A 16,436-nucleotide genomic window follows, 5' to 3' on the forward strand; every position below is an offset into this window, starting at 1 on the left:
GAACAGCGTGCCGCCATGCGCCTCTTCGAGCGCGCCGGGCTTGCGCGGCTGCTCGCCATTGGACTGCTCGACGCCAAACAGCTCATGCTCCATTCGCTCGGGCGTGATCGCGGCGGCGTTGATGACGACGAACGGACCGTCGGCGCGGCCCGAAGCGATATGCAGCGTGCGCGCGGTCAGCTCCTTGCCGGCCCCGGCGGGGCCGACGATCAGGATGCGGCTGTTGGCCTTGGCTGCCCGCTCGATGGTCTGGCGCAGCTGGTTCATGCTGGGCGAGCGGCCGACGAGCTGGCTGGCGCTCGGGGCGAGCTGCTTCAGCTCCTTGACCTCGCGCTTCAGCCGCGAATTCTCCAGCGCTCTGGTCGCGACCAGGATGAGGCGGTCGGCCTTGAACGGCTTCTCGATGAAGTCGTAGGCGCCGCGCTTGATCGCGGCGACCGCGGTCTCGATGTTGCCGTGGCCGGAGATCATCACCACGGGCAGATCGGCATTGTCCTTCTTGACCTGCTCCAGGAGCTGCAGGCCGTCGAGCTTGGAGCCTTGCAGCCAGATGTCGAGAAACACCAAATGCGGCCTGCGATTGGCGATCTCGGCGAGCGCCGTGTCGCTGTCACGCGCGGTCCTGGTGACGAACCCCTCGTCTTCGAGAATGCCTGCAACGAGATCGCGAATATCGGCTTCGTCATCGACAATCAGAATTTCACTTGCCATGGATCGCGCCTGTCTTGTCAGCTGCCTGTTGAGGCTTCGATTTTGGTTGAATCATTGGTCTTTTCAGCCGGCTCTTTGGTTCCGGCGGCCGGCTCTTTTGTTGCCTGGGTCGCGACGGATTCCGTCGCCGTTTGCGTGATGTCGGGCTTGGAGGTTGTCCCAGTCGCGTCGTTGACCGTCGGCACTTGCTCTGTTGTCGCGGACTTCGCGGGTTGCCCCGACACGGCAAAGCGCATGCGCATCCAGGCGCCGCGCTGGCCTGGGCGGAAGTCTGAGGCGTCCTTCAGCTCGATCCGCCCGCCATGGTCTTCCAGCACGCGCCCGACGATCGCAAGCCCCAGCCCGGTGCCCTTGGCACGCGTGGTAACGTAGGGCTCGAGCAGACGCGAGCGCGCGACCTTGGGCAGGCCGATGCCGTTGTCGATGACGTCGATCAGCACGTCGTCGCCCTCGCGCGACACCACGACGTCGATACGCCCCTTGCCGAGCTCCTCGGGCGGGACCTGCTCGATCGCCTCGGTGGCGTTCTTGACGATGTTGGTGACCGCCTGCGAGATCAGGCGCCGATCGAACTGGGCGCGCAGCGGATCCTGCCTGAACTCGGCCTCGATGTCGATTTCGGGATGGGCGACCTTCATCAGGAACACGGCCTGGCGCACCGTGTCGGCGACGTCCTCGCCTTCCATCACGGGCTTCGGCATCCGCGCAAAGCGCGAGAACTCGTCGACCATGCGCCTGATGTCGTCGACCTGGCGGACGATGGTATCGGTGCACTGGTCGAAGATCTGCTTGTCCTTGGTCTCGGTGATGTCCTTGCCGAACTTGCGGCGGATGCGCTCGGCCGAGAGCTGGATCGGCGTCAGCGGGTTCTTGATCTCATGCGCGATGCGGCGCGCCACGTCGCCCCAGGCCGAGGTACGCTGCGCCGAGACCAGCTCGGTGATGTCGTCGAGCGTGATGATGTAGCTGTCATGCGGCTGGTTCTTCTCGGCGCTGACGCGGACCGACAGGTTGCGCTCGGTGCCGTCGCGGGTGATCGTGATCTGGCCCTGCACCAGGCGCTGGGTGCCTTCCCGCGCCGTCTTCATCATCTCGTCGAGCTCGGGCAGCACGTCGGAGAGCGGATGGCCGAGCGTCTCGGCTTCGGAGTGCCCGATCAGTTTCTCTGCGGAGCGGTTGAGGATGCCGACGCTGCCGGACGCGTCGACGCCGATGATGCCGGCGCTCGCGGACGACAGCACCGCCTCGATGAAGCGGCGGCGGCTGTCGATGAGATCGCTGGCATTGACCAGCTCGTCGCGCTGGCTGCGCAATTCCTGCGTCATCTTGTTGAAGGTCTCGCCCAGCTGGGCGAGGTCGCCCTCCGACTGGTGCACCGGCACCTGGACGTGCAGGTCGCCGGTCGAAACTGTATGTGCCGCGTTCATCAGCCGCCGGATCGGCGAGACCAGCGAGTTGGCGAAGTTGAGACCGATCAGCACCGAAGCCATGAGGATGGTCAGCGCGATCACCGCGAACATCAGCGCGAAGGCGACCTGGATACCGAGCCTGCGCGATTCGATCTGGGCGTATTCGGCGACGCTGACCTCGGTCTGCTTGAGCTGATTGACGACATTCGGATCAAGCGGCCTGGCGACATAGAGGAAGGTGTCGTTGAAGGCGCGCAGGCGGATCACCGCGGCAACGAAGCTCGCATCGGGAAGGACCGCGATCTCGGGCTCGTTCTCGTTGACGTTGCTGAGAAAGTCCGGCGCGGGCGGCGAATAAGCGAGCCGCATGCCGGTGTCGGCGGATTCCAGGATGTTGGTGTTCTTGTCGATGATCATCGCGCCCGGCAGGTTGCGCGACGCGGCGCTCGCCGTCAGCATCTCGCGGAACGAGCGGCGGTCCTGGTCGTAGAGCGGCCGGGCATGGGCGATGTCGTTGGCCATGCCGAGAATGTCGCCGCGGATCAGCTGCGCATGGTCCTGCATGTAGGCCCGCGCGATCGTCAGCGAGTTCTGGATCACCTCCTTGGTCGGCCCGGAGAACAGCCGGTCGAGGCCGCGCTCGATGGTGACGTTGGCGACGACGGCGACCAGCACCGCCGGCAGCACCGCCACGATCGAGAACAGGCTGACGATCTGGACGTGAAGACGCGCCGCCGCCCTGCCCCGCCGCCGCGCCAGGATCAGCTGCCAGAGTTCCCGGATGATGATCCCGACCAGCAGCAGGATCGTGGCGGCATTGATCAGATAGAATGTGCGGACCACCCCGGGCGTCGGCTCGATCGTGCTCAGACCCGTCAGGACCAGGAAGGTCAGGAAGGCCGACAACAGCGCCAGCGCGACGGCAAAGGGCGCCAGCCAGCGTCGCACCGACCAGCGCCGGGGCTCTTCCGCTGGGGCCGTGTCAAAGTGTGCGGCCGAGGTATCTGCGCTGGTCATTCCGGCAATGATGCTGAAAACGGGTCCGCGGACGCGCGGATACTGATGTATTCGTACCACATTGTTGCCGAATTGCGACAATTCCGCGGCGTGTTCGCCCTGGCGGACCCGCGCAATCCACAGGCACATGTCGCCTGGGCGGAACGGATTCCCGCCGTCCCGGCTTAATCCGCATGGATAGGATCTTTCTCGCGACGATGGTTTCGGCCGTTCTGCTGCTGATCGTGGCCGCCGACCTCCTGGTCAACGGCCTCGGCCTTCAGCAGCCACCCCTGAACGTCGCGAGCGTGGTGCCAGCCTCCGGCGGACTGGTCAGATAGGCGCAATGGCCGCGCTGCGGCCGACGACCAATTTGAATGTGCGGGCGGAACATTAGAGTCCCGTCAGGACTTGTGCTCACCGCGTCAGCCACAACGGCCAGCGCGATCCGGACAGGCTCAGCTCTGCCTTGGTAGGGGGAGCTGAGCCACCGGTCCGCGCTAGAAAGTCAGCCCCCGCTCCGATACACCTGGATGTCGAGATCCCGGATCTTCTTCCGCAGCGTGTTGCGGTTGAGGCCGAGCAGGTCCGCGGCGCGGATCTGGTTGCCACGGGTGGCGGCGAGCGCGGCCGTGAGCAGCGGCACCTCGATCTCCTTGAGGATGCGGTGATAGAGGCCTGGCGGCGGCACGCCGTTCGGGAAGCCCTGGAAGTGCGAGGATAGATACGCCTCCACGGCGCCGCCGAGATTGTCGACCCCCTGCTGGACCGCAGCCCCCGGGCTGACCGAGGGCGGCGCGAGTTCGCCGTCGATGACGGAGGACGTGATCACGTCCTGCGGATAGAGCGCGGCGAGCCGCCGGGCGAGGTTTTCCAACTCGCGCACGTTGCCGGGCCAGCGGTGCTGCTTCAGCCGCTCCAGCGCCAGCGTGTCGAGCTTCTTCGGCGGCAGACCGTCCTTCTCGGCCAGCGTGAAGAAGTGCCGCACGAGATCCGGCAGGTCCTCGATGCGCTCGCGCAAGGGCGGCAGCCGCAGCGGGACGACGTTGAGGCGGAAGAACAGGTCTTCGCGGAACAGGCCCTGTTGGATCAGCACGCGCAGGTCCTTGTTGGACGCCGCGACGATGCGCACGTCGGTCTTGATCGGGGTACGGCCGCCGACGGTGGTGTATTCGCCCTGCTGCAGCACGCGCAGCAGGCGGGTCTGCGCCTCCATCGGCATGTCGCCGATCTCGTCGAGGAACAGCGTGCCGCCCTCGGCCTGCTCGAACCGGCCGGAGGCGCGGGTGTTGGCGCCGGTAAAGGCACCGCGCTCGTGGCCGAACAATTCGGACTCGATGAGATCGCGCGGGATCGCCGCCATGTTGACCGCGACAAAGGGGCCGTTGCGGCGCTTGCCGTAATCGTGCAGCGCTCGCGCCACCAGTTCCTTGCCGGTTCCGGACTCACCCGTGATCATCACGGTGAGATCGGTCTGCATCAAGCGCGCCAGTACGCGGTAGATTTCCTGCATCGCCGGCGAGCGGCCGACCAGCGGGATCGCCTCCATCTCGGCGTCCTCGTCCGGCGACGAGGTCCGCTCCTTCGGCTCGGCGAGCGCGCGGCCGACGATGGCGATCAGTTCCTTCAGGTCGAAGGGCTTTGGCAGATATTCGTAAGCCCCGCGCTCGGAGGCGCGGATCGCCGTCATGAAGGTGTTCTGCGCGCTCATGACGATGACGGGCAGGTTCGGCCGCATCTTCTTGATCCGCGGCAACAGGTCGAAGGCGTTTTCGTCCGGCATCACCACATCGGTGATGACGAGATCGCCCTCGCCCTGGCTGACCCAACGCCACAGCGTTGCGGCATTGCCGGTCAGCCGCACTTCGTAACCGGCGCGGGACAGTGCCTGATTAAGAACGGTGCGGATGGCGGTATCGTCATCGGCTACGAGAATGCTACCTGCGGGCATCGTTGATCCTCATTTTGCCCCCTGTGACGCAGGCGACGACTTCCCGGCAGAGCCGTCGCGACTGCTTTGATCGGCGTGTTTGACCGATGTGGAATACATCGGCATCAGCACGCGGAAGGTGGTCTTGCGCGGCTGAGATTCGCATTCGATGATGCCCCCGTGATCGCCGACGATCTTGGCGACCAGCGCAAGGCCGAGACCCGAGCCGGTCTGCTTGGTGGTCACGAAGGGATCGAACAGGTTGGGCAGAAGATCGTCGGGCACGCCGGGTCCGTTGTCCTTCACACAGAATTCGAGCGGAAGGGATACCCGCGATTTTTGACCGGGGACTGACAGGCGCACACCGGGTCGGAACGCGGTGGTGAGCTGGATCTCGGCATCGGGCACGTCGATCAGCGCTTCGGCGGCGTTCTTCACGAGATTGAGGAACACCTGGATCAGCTGGTCCTGGTTCGCCAGCACCGGCGGCAGCGAGGGATCGTAATCCTCGACGAAGCGGATGTTGCGGGCAAAGCCCGACTGCGCCAGCCGCTTGACGTGATCGAGCACCGAATGGATGTTGACGGGGCCGCGCACCACGGGGCGCTCGTCGCCGAACACCTCCATGCGGTCGACCAGCGTCACGATGCGGTCGGCCTCGTCGCAGATCAGCCGCGTCAGCATGCGGTCCTCGGACGAGGCCTGCTGCTCGAGCAGCTGCGCTGCGCCGCGAATGCCCGAAAGCGGATTCTTGATTTCATGCGCGAGCATTGCTGCTAGCGCTATCACCGAGCGCGCTGCGCTGCGATGGGTGAGCTGCCGATCCATCTTGTCGGCGATGGTGCGCTCCTGCAGCATCACGACGATATGGCCGGGCCGCTCGGTGAGTGGAGCCACGTGCAGGTCGACCTGGCGGTCGCCGCCCATGCGCGGCGTGCCGAGATCGACCTTGTATTCGTTGACCGGCGCGTTCGAGGAGCGCACTTGGTCGATCAGCGCCAGCAACGGGCTGCCGAACGGCACCAGCTCCTTCAGCGACTGCCGCTTCAGGAATTGCGTGGAGATCTCGAAGAAGGCCTCGGTGGCGATGTTGGCGGCGACGATCTTGCCGTCGGGCCCGATCATAAGCACGGGGTTGGGCAACGCATCCAGGATTGCGTCGCTGTCGGACTGAAGCGGCCGACGATGTTCAGCAGCTGAACTCATGCAGCAGCGCTCCATGCGAAGTCGTCGAAGGCGTCTTGTAGTGAATCGTGAACGAGGCGCGGATCCTCCGAGACCAGGATCTTCTGTCGCCAGGATTTCAGCTTCTCGGCCGGCGCGCGGCTCGCCTGCGCTGCGACGTCGAGCGCCCAGCCCAGATGCTTGCGGGCGTGCCTCAGCCCGATGCGCAGGCCATAGAGCGCACAAACGCCGTCATAGAGCGTGCGGACATAATGCAGCTGCGTCTGGAGCGAGGGCACGGCTTCCTCGGCCCCGCCGTTCAGACGGCGGCCGATCTGGCCCGGCAGCCAGGGCTGGCCCTGCGCGCCGCGGCCGATCATCACGGCGTCGGCGCCCGAGGCGTCCAATGCCGCCAGCGCCTTCTCGTAGGAGGTGATGTCGCCGTTGACGACGAGCGGAAGGGAGGTGGCCTCGCGCACGGCGCGGATCGCATCCCAATCGGCCTCGCCCTTGTAGAACTGGCAGCGGGTGCGGCCGTGCACGGTGACGAGCTTGATTCCGGCGGCCTCGGCACGTCGCGCCAGCTCCGGCGCGTTGCGGCTGCGGTCGTCCCAACCGAGGCGCATCTTCAGCGTCACCGGCACCTTCACCGCCGCGATCGTCGCTTCGATCAGGCTGACGGCATGGTCGAGGTCGCGCATCAAGGCCGAGCCGGACTGGCCGCCGGTGACGTGTCGGGCGGGACAGCCCATGTTGATGTCGATGATATCGGCGCCTTCCGCTTCGGCGATCCGGGCGCCTTCGGCCATCCAATGCATCTCGCAGCCGGCGAGCTGGACCACATGCGGGCCGATGCCAGTGGCTTCGCAGCGCAACCGGGACATCCGGTGGCCATTGGCGAGCTCATCGCTCGCGGTCATTTCAGACACAACGAGACCAGCCCCAAGCTCGGCGGCCAGCCGGCGGACGGGCGAGTCAGTCACACCCGACATCGGCGCCAGGAAGACCGGGGTGGCGACTTCAATATCGCCTATTTTCAACGGCTTAGAGCCTGATACTGCCGAGCCGGTCACAGGGGTCCCGTTGACTGGGCAGGGCCTCATCGCGCCTGCCATGATCTATCTTGCGCACAATTCTTGTGCAGTCAAGCGTCATGCCTACAGTTTAGACAGTTCTGTAGATCTTTCAAGTGCAGTGCAGCAAAATGCTGTTTCCCACAATCCGGGGAAACCCCCTTTTTTTGCGGGCCTGCCGTGCTAGAGGCATGCCGGCAAATCACCCCCTGCTCTTTCATTGGCAATGAGTATTTGAGTCCTATGGCGAAATCACAGCGCACCGCGGTCGTCCTCGTCGCAGCCGGGCGTGGACTGCGCGCCGGCGCCGGCGGGCCGAAGCAATATCGCGAGATCGGCGGCGTGCCCGTGATCCGCCGCGCCATGGAAGCCTTCAGCGGTCACACTGAGGTGTTCGCGGTGCAGCCGGTGGTGAACCCTGACGACAGCGCCATGTTCACCGCAGCGGTCGCAGGGCTCAGACACGAGCCACCGACCAATGGCGGCGCGACGCGGCAGGCTTCGGTGCTCGCCGGCCTCGAAGCGCTGGCCAAGCACAATCCGGACATCGTGCTGATCCACGACTCCGCGCGCCCCTTCGTCTCGGAAGGCGTGATCTCGCGCGCGATCGAGGCGGCGAGCCGCACCGGCGCTGCGATCCCCACCGTTGCCGTCACCGACACCATCAAGGTCACCGGCGAAAGCGGCAACGTCGAGGCCACGCCGGAGCGCGCTTCCTTGCGGATCGCACAGACGCCGCAATCCTTTCGTTTCGACGTCATCCTCGAGGCGCATCGTCGTGCGGCAAGGGATGGACGCTCGGATTTCACCGACGATGCCGCGATTGCCGAATGGGCGGGATTGACGGTTGCAACCTTTGAAGGCGATGTTGCCAACATGAAGCTCACAACTCCCGAGGATTTCGTGCGCGAGGAAGCGCGCCTGGCCGCCCAGCTCGGCGACATCAGGACCGGCACCGGCTACGACGTGCACGCCTTCGGCGAAGGCGACCATGTCATGATCTGCGGCGTGCGCCTGCCGCACACCAAGGGTTTCCTGGCTCATTCCGACGGCGATGTCGGCCTGCATGCGCTGGTCGACGCCATTCTCGGCGCTCTCGCCGACGGCGACATCGGCTCGCACTTCCCGCCGAGCGATGCGAAGTGGAAGGGCGCCTCCTCCGACCAGTTCCTGAAATATGCCATCGAGCGCGTCGCAGCGCGCGGCGGCCGCGTCGCCAACCTCGAGGTGACGCTGATCTGCGAGCGGCCGAAGATCGGCCCGTTGCGCGACACCATGCGCGCGCGCATCGCCGAGATCTCCGGCGTCGACATCTCGCGCATCGCAGTGAAGGCGACCACCAGCGAGCGGCTCGGCTTCACCGGCCGCGAGGAAGGCATCGCGGCGACCGCGAGCGCCACCATCCGCCTTCCCTGGGGCGTCTAGGCCATGGGCGGCAGCGACGCACGCGCCCTCTCCCGCTCGCTGCTCGATCTGTGCCGGATGCGCAAGCTGACGATCGCAACGGCCGAATCCTGCACCGGCGGTCTCGTCGCGGGCGCACTGACTGACATCCCGGGCTCGTCCGATGTCATCGACCGCGGCTTCGTCACCTATTCCAACGAGGCCAAGCGCGCGATGCTTGGCGTCGAGGCGAGCACGTTGGCCAATTTCGGCGCCGTAAGCAAGGAGACCGCGACCGCAATGGCAATCGGTGCGCTTGAGCGCGCCGATGTCGATCTCGCGGTCGCCATTACCGGCATCGCCGGCCCGGGCGGCGCCACGCCCGGCAAGCCGGTCGGTCTCGTGCACTTCGCCGCCGCCGCGCGCGACGGCCGCATCATCCACCGCGAGCACCGCTTCGGCGCCATCGGCCGCAGCGCGGTGCGCGCCCGTTCCGTTGTAGAGGCTTTGCGCATGCTGATGGATCTGGCCCGCGGCCCGCAAGTCGCGGCCAAGCCGCAGCGCACCGCCGCCAGCCGCCTGCGCCCGCGTGTGACGCGCTCACCGCGCCGGCATGTGGTCAAACGCAGGCCGCCACGTCCGCCGCGGGGATAAATCGTCTCAGGCGGCCGTGGCAAGCAGCGCGCTCGCATGATCGAGCACGCACTGCTTGACCGCGCCAGCTTCAGACGGTTTCGCCTTGGCGCTAACCGTCAATTCCAGGATCGGCGCGGCGGGATTGGCGACATCGAGGACCTTGCTGACGGAGACGGCAGGTTGCGCCTGATCGTCGATGCGGGAATCCTTGCGAAGCTCCTTCAGGATGCGATCGGCCAGCGCCGGAACGGCGCCGGCGGGGACCGGAAACGTCACCTTGATCTCGCCCGTGCCAGGATAGGCGCTGTGGTTGATGATGGCCGCGCCCCAGACCTGTCCATTCGGCAAAAGGATTTGCGTGTTGTCGGGCGCGACCAGCTCGGTCATGAACAGCGACAGCGATCTCACCTTGCCCGCCTTGCCGGCGACCTCGACATCGTCGCCGATGTGAAAGGGCCGGAACAAGAGCAGCATCACGCCGGCGGCGAGATTGGACAGCGTGCCCTGCAAGGCAAGACCAATGGCGAGCGAGGTCGCGCCCAGCACGGCAACGAGGCTCGCCGTCTGGATGCCGAACAGCTGCAGCACGGCGATGCCGACGACCGCGAGCACGCCATAGCGCGCAAGGCTGCCTACGAACAGCGTCACCAGCGGGTCGACGCGGTGGGTCACGCTGAGGACGCGCGTGACGAAGCGTTGCATCGCGCCGGACAGATACCAGCCGACCGCGAGCAGCAGGACCGCGTAGATCGCGTTCAGGCCATACAGGACAAGCGAAGCTTTCAGCGTGTCGAAATTGATAGTCATGGCGGCTCCAACCCGGTCAGTCGGTTGAGAACGCGCCGCGATGCGAAATGATCCCGGTGGATGCTGATGGGGAGCACGGAGCGATGTTGGATTGGGAGGGCACGCCCGCCGCTCCATTGTCATTGCGAATGGTGGAGAGAGCAGCGCTTATCGCGACTACGTCTGCGCCAGCTTCGGCCGCCCGTAGATCGCGTCCGCCCGCTTCTCGAACGCGGTCGAGAACCGCGCGAAGGCGGCATCGAACATCGAGCCCATCAGCATCGCCAGCATGCGGCTCTTGAATTCGTAAGACAGGAAGAAACCGACGTCGCAGACGCCCTCGCCCTTGGGCTCGAACGTCCAACGATTTTCCAGATTCCTGAACGGACCTTGCAGATATTCGACCAGGATCTTCAGATTGGCGCGGTCAAGCGTCACGCGGCTGGTGAAGGATTCCTTGACCAGCTTGAACGACACCGTCATGTCGGCGACCAGCACCTCGGTGCCGTCGGGTTTCGCCATGCGCTGGCGCACCTTCAGCGCGCTGCACAGCGGCACGAATTCCGGGTAGCGCTCGACATCGGCGACCAGATCAAACATCTCGGACGCGCTGTGGTTGACACGGTGCTTGCTCGAAACTCGATGCATGGTACGTCAGCGGGCGTGAGCTGCCCGCGCAGCCTTCAGTCTCGCGAAATCCTCGCCGGCATGATGCGACGAGCGGGTGAGCGGGCTTGCCGACACCATCAGGAAGCCCTTCGTGTAGGCGATCTTTTCGTAGGACGAGAACTCGTCCGGCGGCACGTAGCGCATCACCGCGTGATGCTTGCGGGTCGGTTGCAGATATTGTCCGATGGTCAGGAAGTCGACGTCGGCCGAGCGTAGATCGTCCATCACCTGCTGCACCTCGTGGCGCTCTTCGCCGAGGCCGACCATGATGCCGGACTTGGTGAAGATGGTGGGATCGAGCTCCTTGACCCGCTGCAGCAGCCGGATCGAATGGAAGTAGCGCGCGCCGGGCCGGACCGTGAGATAACGCGACGGCACCGTCTCGAGATTGTGGTTGAAGACATCGGGCTTCGCCGCGACGACGATTTCGAGCGCCCCCTCCTTGCGCAGGAAGTCGGGCGTCAGGATCTCGATCGTCGTCGAGGGACACGCGGCCCTGATCGCGCGGATAGTCCGAGCGAAATGCTCGGCACCGCCGTCAGTGAGGTCGTCGCGGTCGACCGAGGTGATGACGACGTGGGCGAGGCCCAGCTTCGCCACGGCCTCGGCGACGTTCTGCGGCTCGGCCGCATCCAGTGCATTCGGCAAGCCGGTCTTGACGTTGCAGAAGGCGCAGGCGCGGGTGCAGGTGTCACCCATGATCATGAAGGTCGCGTGCTTCTTGTCCCAGCACTCGCCGATGTTCGGGCAGCCCGCTTCCTCGCACACCGTATGCAGGCCGTTGGCGCGCACGATGTTGCGGGTATCGGCATAGCCGCGGGTGTTCGGCGCGCGCACGCGGATCCAGTCCGGCTTCGGCGGCGAAGCGGAATCGGGCCGATTCACCTTTTCGGGGTGGCGCGGGCGCAGCGGGTTCGAGATGGTATCGACAATAACGACCATGGGGTGTCCGGTCTGTTCAGGTCCTACCTAGTCGGTCTGGCCTGGCATCGCAACCCGGCTCGCCCCGCTTCAGGGAACATGGCAGATATGGGCAATATCTTGCTCTGTTCTCAGGCGATTCTCACCTCGAATGGCTCCAATCTCGAACGCTTCACCACCGCGGCTCGGCAAGCCCCTGAAGCGCGCCTTCTTCGGACGCAGCGTCCATGAGGTCGCGCCCGACCTGATCGGCGCCACCATGCTCGTCGACGGCGTCGGCGGGATCATCGTCGAGGTCGAGGCCTATCACCATACCGACCCGGCGGCGCACTCCTATCGCGGGCCGACGCAGCGGAACCAGGTCATGTTTGGCCCACCTGGCTTTGCCTATGTCTACCGCTCCTACGGCATTCATTGGTGCGTCAACTTCGTCTGCGAGGAGGAAGGCTCGGCCAGCGCCGTGTTGATCCGTGCGCTGGAGCCGACGCATGGCCTGGCTGCGATGCGCCGACGCCGGCATCTGCAGGACGTGCATGCGCTGTGCTCGGGCCCTGGCAAGCTGACCGAGGCGCTCGGCATCACCATCGCGCACAACGCCCTGCCGCTGGACCGGCCTCCCATCGCGCTGCATGCGCGAACCGAGGATGTCGAGGTCGCAACCGGCATCCGCATCGGCATCACCAAGGCGGTCGAGCTGCCCTGGCGCTACGGCGTCAGGGGCTCGAAGTTTTTGAGCAAGCCGTTTCCGAAACAGGCCTAAAGCGCGATGAATCATCATCGCGCTTTAGGTTATTGTTTGAGCATGATCTTTCCGGAAAACCGCTGCACACTTTTCCGGATCATGCTCTAAGACGCCTGCTTCAGCCGCTCCATCGCCTCGAGCAGCTGGGCCTTGCGCGCCAGCGCCGCCTCGCGCTTTTCGCGCTCCTCCTCGACGACCTCCTCGGCCGCGTTGGCGACGAACTTCTCGTTCGCCAGCTTCGACTCGGCGCGCTTGATGTCGGCCTCGGCCTTGGCGATCTCCTTGTCGAGACGCGCGCGCTCGGCGGCGACGTCGATCACGCCCTTGAGCGGCAGCGCGGCGACCTCGCCGCGCACCAGCAGTTGGACAGCGCCGTCAGGCGCGCGGTCGGCGAACGAGATGTCCGACAGCCGCGCCATACGCTTGATGACATCGGTCCAGCGCGGCGCGCGCTCCTTGGTTTCGGCCGAAGCGCCTGCGAGCACCAGCGCCGTCAGCGTTGCCGGCGCGATATTCATCTCGGCTCGCACCGAGCGGATCTGCGTGACGAGGTCGATGACCCAGCCGATCTCGGCTTCGGCAGCCGGATCGGTGAAGTCGGCATGATCGAAGATCGGCAGCACCCAGGCCGGCGAGACGAGCGCATCGGTCGGTCCCGTGGTCGCCGCAAGCATCGCGAGCTGCTCCGGCGTCGGCTCGACCGGCTTCAGCGGCCACGGCGCCAATGCGAGCAGGCCCTCGCGCCTGGCCGTCACCTCCCACAGCTCTTCGGTGATGAAGGGCATGAAGGGATGCAACAGCTTCAGGATCTCGTCGCGCGCCCAGGCGACCATGGCGCGGGTCTCGTCCTTGGCAGGGTTGTCCGGACCGAGCAGCACGGGCTTGGCGAGCTCGACATACCAGTCGCAATAGACGTTCCAGACGAAGCGATAGATGCTGCCGGCTGCATCGTTGAAGCGATAAGCTTCGATCGCCTCGGTCACCTCGCGCGTGGTGTGGGCGGTCTCATGCGCGATCCACCGGTTCAGCGTCTCCTTTGCCTTCGCCGGCTCGAAACCATCAGGCACGGCGCAGTGGTTCATCTCCGCGAACCGGCACGCGTTCCAGAGCTTGGTCGCGAAATTGCGATAGCCTTCGACGCGGCTGGTGGCGAGCTTGATGTCGCGGCCCTGCGCCGCCATCGCGGCCAGGGTGAAGCGCAGCGCGTCGGCGCCGTATTCGTCGATCAGGTGGAGGGGATCGATGACGTTGCCCTTCGACTTCGACATCTTGGCGCCCTTCTCGTCGCGGACGAGGGCGTGGATGTAGATGGTCGAGAACGGTACTTCCTTCATGAAGTGCAGGCCCATCATCATCATGCGGGCGACCCAGAAGAAGATGATGTCGAAGCCGGTCACCAGCGCATTGGTCGGATAATAGCGCTGCACCTCGGGCGTCTCGTCGGGCCAGCCGAGCGTCGAGAACGGCCACAGCGCCGAGGAGAACCAGGTGTCGAGCACGTCCTCGTCGCGCGTGATGAAGCCTTCGCGCTTGTTGCGGTCGAGCGCCATCTCGCGGCCCTGCTCGGGCGTAATGACCTCCTGCTCGACGTAATAGCCGAGCGCGTGGCTGATGGCCTCCTCCTCGGTCTCGGCGACGAACACCTTGCCGTCAGGGCCGTACCAGGCCGGGATCTGATGGCCCCACCAGAGCTGACGCGAGATGCACCAGGGCTGGATGTTCTCCATCCAATCGAAATAGGTCTTCTCCCAGTTCTTCGGCACGAACGTCGTCTCGCCCGAACGCACCGCCGCGATCGCCGGTCTCGCCAGCGTCTTGGCGTCGACGTACCATTGGTCGGTCAGATACGGCTCGATCACGCTGTTGGAACGATCGCCGTGCGGCACCATGTGGGTGTGCGGCTCGATCCGTTCGACGAAGCCGAACGATTCCAGCCGCTCGACGATGCGCTTGCGCGCAGCGAAGCGGTCGACCTTGTGGAATTCCTCGGCGAATTGCGCAGCGCCTTCGGGCAGGTCGCGCAGATAATCCTCGTTGTCGAGGAGATCGAGACAGCCTTCCCTGTCGAGCACGCTGATCCGGCGCAGCCCGTGGCGATTGCCGACCTCGAAATCGTTGAAGTCGTGCGCCGGCGTCACCTTCACAGCGCCCGATCCCTTCTCGGGATCGGAATACTCGTCGGCGACGATTTTGATCTTGCGGCCGACCAGCGGCAGGACGACATTCTTGCCGATCAGCTTCTGGTAGCGATCGTCCTCCGGATGGACGGCCACGCCGGTATCGCCGAGCATGGTCTCGGGGCGCGTGGTGGCGACCACGATGAAGCTCGAGGGATCCTCGGGGTTGAACGTCTTGCCCTCGATCGGATAGCGCAGATACCAGAGGTGGCCCTTCACTTCCGTCTGCTGCACTTCGAGATCGGAGATCGCGGTGAGCAGCTTGGTGTCCCAGTTCACCAGCCGCTTGTCCTTGTAGATCAGGCCCTCGCGGTGCAGCTCGACGAAGACCTTGACGACGGCCTTCGACAGGCCCTCGTCCATGGTGAAGCGCTCGCGCGACCAGTCGCAGGACGCACCGAGGCGCTTGAGCTGGTTGATGATGGTGTCGCCGCTCTCGGCCTTCCACTGCCAGACCCGCTCCAGAAACTTCTCGCGGCCCATCTCGCGACGACCGGGCTGCTGGCGCTCCATCAGCTGCCGCTCGACCACCATCTGGGTGGCGATGCCGGCATGATCGGTGCCGGGCTGCCACAGCACGTCGCGGCCGCGCATGCGCTCGAACCGGCAAAGGATGTCCTGCAGCGTGTTGTTGAGGGCGTGACCCATGTGCAGCGAGCCCGTCACGTTCGGCGGCGGGATCACGATGGTGAAGGGCACGGCATCACGGCGGTCGGGCCGGCCAGCCTTGAACGCAAGGCTGTCCTCCCACACCACGGACATGCGAGTTTCGATATCGGCGGGCTGGTAATTTTTCTCGATCATGGGGCTGCTAGAAAGCCGCGCGAGGGGGCCAAGTCAACGAAAAGTCAACGAAAAGGTCAGGGAAAACGAGGCGGCAACAGCGCTTTCCAGCCCGGTCCGGGGCCCGAATATGACGCCCAAGCCGGGCTTTATGAGGGCCCTTCGGCCGCCCTCAGCGGCCGCCGCGCGAGACCCGCTCGATTTCGGCCTTCACGATGCGTTCAACGAGGCCGGGCAGGTTGTCGTCGAGCCAGGACTTCAGCATCGGCCGCAGCATCTCCTTGACCAGGTCCTCCAGCGTCCGCGCATTGCTGCTGAGCACCGTATGGGCCAGGGAGTTGAAGGCGGATTCGACCGCGGAGACCGTCGATTGCGCGAGGATCGGCTGCTGCGGGGGCAGCGGCGGCGCGTCGAAATCCACCGGCGCGGAGGACGGCGGCGGGGCGGGACGCGGCGGCTCGGCGAATTCGAGATCGTCGCGTGGCTCGACCTTGCGGAAGGTCGGCGGCGGCGGAGGTGGCGTCGGGTCCATCGCCATGTCGTCGGTCAGTTCGAGCACGTCGGGCTCAGGCTCGGGCTCTGGCTCGGGCGCGCGGACCTCCGGCGTAGGTGTGGCCGCATCGAGACCCGCCAGCAACGCGTCGATATCGTCCTGGCTGTTGGATGCGTCCGCCGCGGGCGCCGGCGCAGGTGGCGGCGCCGGCTTTGCAGCCGGCGGCGGTGCCGGCTTCTCGGCGGCGGGTTTAGGCGGAGCGACCTTGGATGGCGGAATGTCGTTCATCGCCTGCGGCTTCGGCGGCGCGGCGGGCGCAGCAGCCTTCTCGGGCTTGGCGGCCTCAGCCGGCGGGGGCTTTGCCTCGTCGTCGGCAATGATGCGCCGGATCGAGGCCAGAATCTCCTCCATCGAGGGTTCTGTGACCTTTGCAGGCTGCGTCATCTCCGACTCCACATCATCAACGCCCTCGCATGCGTTGTTTTACACCAAGCACGGCAGGATTGGCCGGTTCCGCAACGATGGGTCCGCCATTTTCGTCGCCGCAGCCCGACTTGTCCCCA

The 16,436-nt window shown here is 65.5% G+C and carries 14 protein-coding genes; 4 read left to right on the forward strand and 10 right to left on the reverse strand.

What is annotated here, in order from left to right; genetic code table 11:
• Positions 1-711, reverse strand: a 711-nt coding sequence (locus XF30_RS21440) for a sigma-54-dependent transcriptional regulator (RefSeq protein WP_146207806.1), incomplete at its 3' end; no start/stop codon positions are given.
• A gap of 17 nt (positions 712-728) precedes the next feature.
• Positions 729-3,137, reverse strand: a complete 2,409-nt coding sequence (locus XF30_RS21445) for a sensor histidine kinase (protein ID WP_109145803.1) — start codon at positions 3,135-3,137, stop codon at positions 729-731.
• A 173-nt stretch (positions 3,138-3,310) separates the two neighbouring features.
• Between XF30_RS21445 and XF30_RS38575 the strand changes: the two genes are divergently transcribed.
• Entirely contained in the window at positions 3,311-3,457 is a 147-nt protein-coding gene (locus XF30_RS38575) for a hypothetical protein (RefSeq protein WP_167361662.1), read from the forward strand.
• 167 nt (positions 3,458-3,624) lie between these two features.
• On the opposite strand, the gene ntrC is transcribed toward XF30_RS38575, so the two are convergent.
• From ntrC to dusB, 3 genes are read right to left on the reverse strand one after another with little or no spacing between them, the layout of a single operon-like run.
• Positions 3,625-5,067, reverse strand: coding sequence for a nitrogen regulation protein NR(I) (gene ntrC / locus XF30_RS21450; protein WP_035999368.1), 1,443 nt, complete (start codon positions 5,065-5,067; stop codon positions 3,625-3,627).
• A 9-nt stretch (positions 5,068-5,076) separates the two neighbouring features.
• Complete coding sequence (locus XF30_RS21455; protein WP_035999469.1) at positions 5,077-6,252, reverse strand: two-component system sensor histidine kinase NtrB; 1,176 nt, start codon at positions 6,250-6,252, stop codon at positions 5,077-5,079.
• On the reverse strand, positions 6,249-7,250 hold the full coding sequence (gene dusB, locus XF30_RS21460; RefSeq protein WP_192893212.1) for a tRNA dihydrouridine synthase DusB: 1,002 nt from the start codon (positions 7,248-7,250) through the stop codon (positions 6,249-6,251). The genes XF30_RS21455 and dusB overlap by 4 nt, the downstream gene beginning before the upstream one ends.
• A gap of 276 nt (positions 7,251-7,526) precedes the next feature.
• Between dusB and XF30_RS21465 the strand changes: the two genes are divergently transcribed.
• A complete protein-coding gene (locus XF30_RS21465; RefSeq protein WP_109143785.1) occupies positions 7,527-8,708 on the forward strand; it encodes a bifunctional 2-C-methyl-D-erythritol 4-phosphate cytidylyltransferase/2-C-methyl-D-erythritol 2,4-cyclodiphosphate synthase in 1,182 nt (393 codons plus the stop codon).
• A gap of 3 nt (positions 8,709-8,711) precedes the next feature.
• Positions 8,712-9,320, forward strand: a complete 609-nt coding sequence (locus XF30_RS21470; RefSeq protein WP_035999375.1) for a CinA family protein — start codon at positions 8,712-8,714, stop codon at positions 9,318-9,320.
• Between the two features lie 6 nt (positions 9,321-9,326).
• On the opposite strand, the gene XF30_RS21475 is transcribed toward XF30_RS21470, so the two are convergent.
• The 3 genes from XF30_RS21475 to lipA form a co-directional block, all read right to left on the reverse strand.
• On the reverse strand, positions 9,327-10,109 hold the full coding sequence (locus tag XF30_RS21475; RefSeq protein WP_050996038.1) for a mechanosensitive ion channel family protein: 783 nt from the start codon (positions 10,107-10,109) through the stop codon (positions 9,327-9,329).
• A 156-nt stretch (positions 10,110-10,265) separates the two neighbouring features.
• The gene (locus XF30_RS21480; protein ID WP_109143786.1) at positions 10,266-10,736 is read right to left on the reverse strand and encodes a type II toxin-antitoxin system RatA family toxin; all 471 of its coding nucleotides are present in this window, start codon (positions 10,734-10,736) and stop codon (positions 10,266-10,268) included.
• A gap of 6 nt (positions 10,737-10,742) precedes the next feature.
• The gene (lipA, locus tag XF30_RS21485; RefSeq protein WP_109143787.1) at positions 10,743-11,699 is read right to left on the reverse strand and encodes a lipoyl synthase; all 957 of its coding nucleotides are present in this window, start codon (positions 11,697-11,699) and stop codon (positions 10,743-10,745) included.
• Between the two features lie 130 nt (positions 11,700-11,829).
• Between lipA and XF30_RS21490 the strand changes: the two genes are divergently transcribed.
• Complete coding sequence (locus tag XF30_RS21490) at positions 11,830-12,438, forward strand: DNA-3-methyladenine glycosylase (RefSeq protein ID WP_109143788.1); 609 nt, start codon at positions 11,830-11,832, stop codon at positions 12,436-12,438.
• A gap of 86 nt (positions 12,439-12,524) precedes the next feature.
• On the opposite strand, the gene XF30_RS21495 is transcribed toward XF30_RS21490, so the two are convergent.
• Together XF30_RS21495 and XF30_RS21500 are read right to left on the reverse strand one after the other, a co-directional pair.
• Positions 12,525-15,401 (reverse strand): valine--tRNA ligase, encoded by a 2,877-nt coding sequence (locus XF30_RS21495; RefSeq protein ID WP_109143789.1) that lies wholly within the window; start codon positions 15,399-15,401, stop codon positions 12,525-12,527.
• 151 nt (positions 15,402-15,552) lie between these two features.
• Positions 15,553-16,317, reverse strand: coding sequence for a PopZ family protein (locus XF30_RS21500; RefSeq protein ID WP_192893213.1), 765 nt, complete (start codon positions 16,315-16,317; stop codon positions 15,553-15,555).
• Positions 16,318-16,436 lie beyond the last annotated feature (119 nt).

Origin of the sequence: Bradyrhizobium sp. SUTN9-2, from assembly GCF_003122645.1 — a bacterium.
Taxonomy (GTDB): Bacteria; Pseudomonadota; Alphaproteobacteria; order Rhizobiales; family Xanthobacteraceae; genus Bradyrhizobium; species Bradyrhizobium yuanmingense.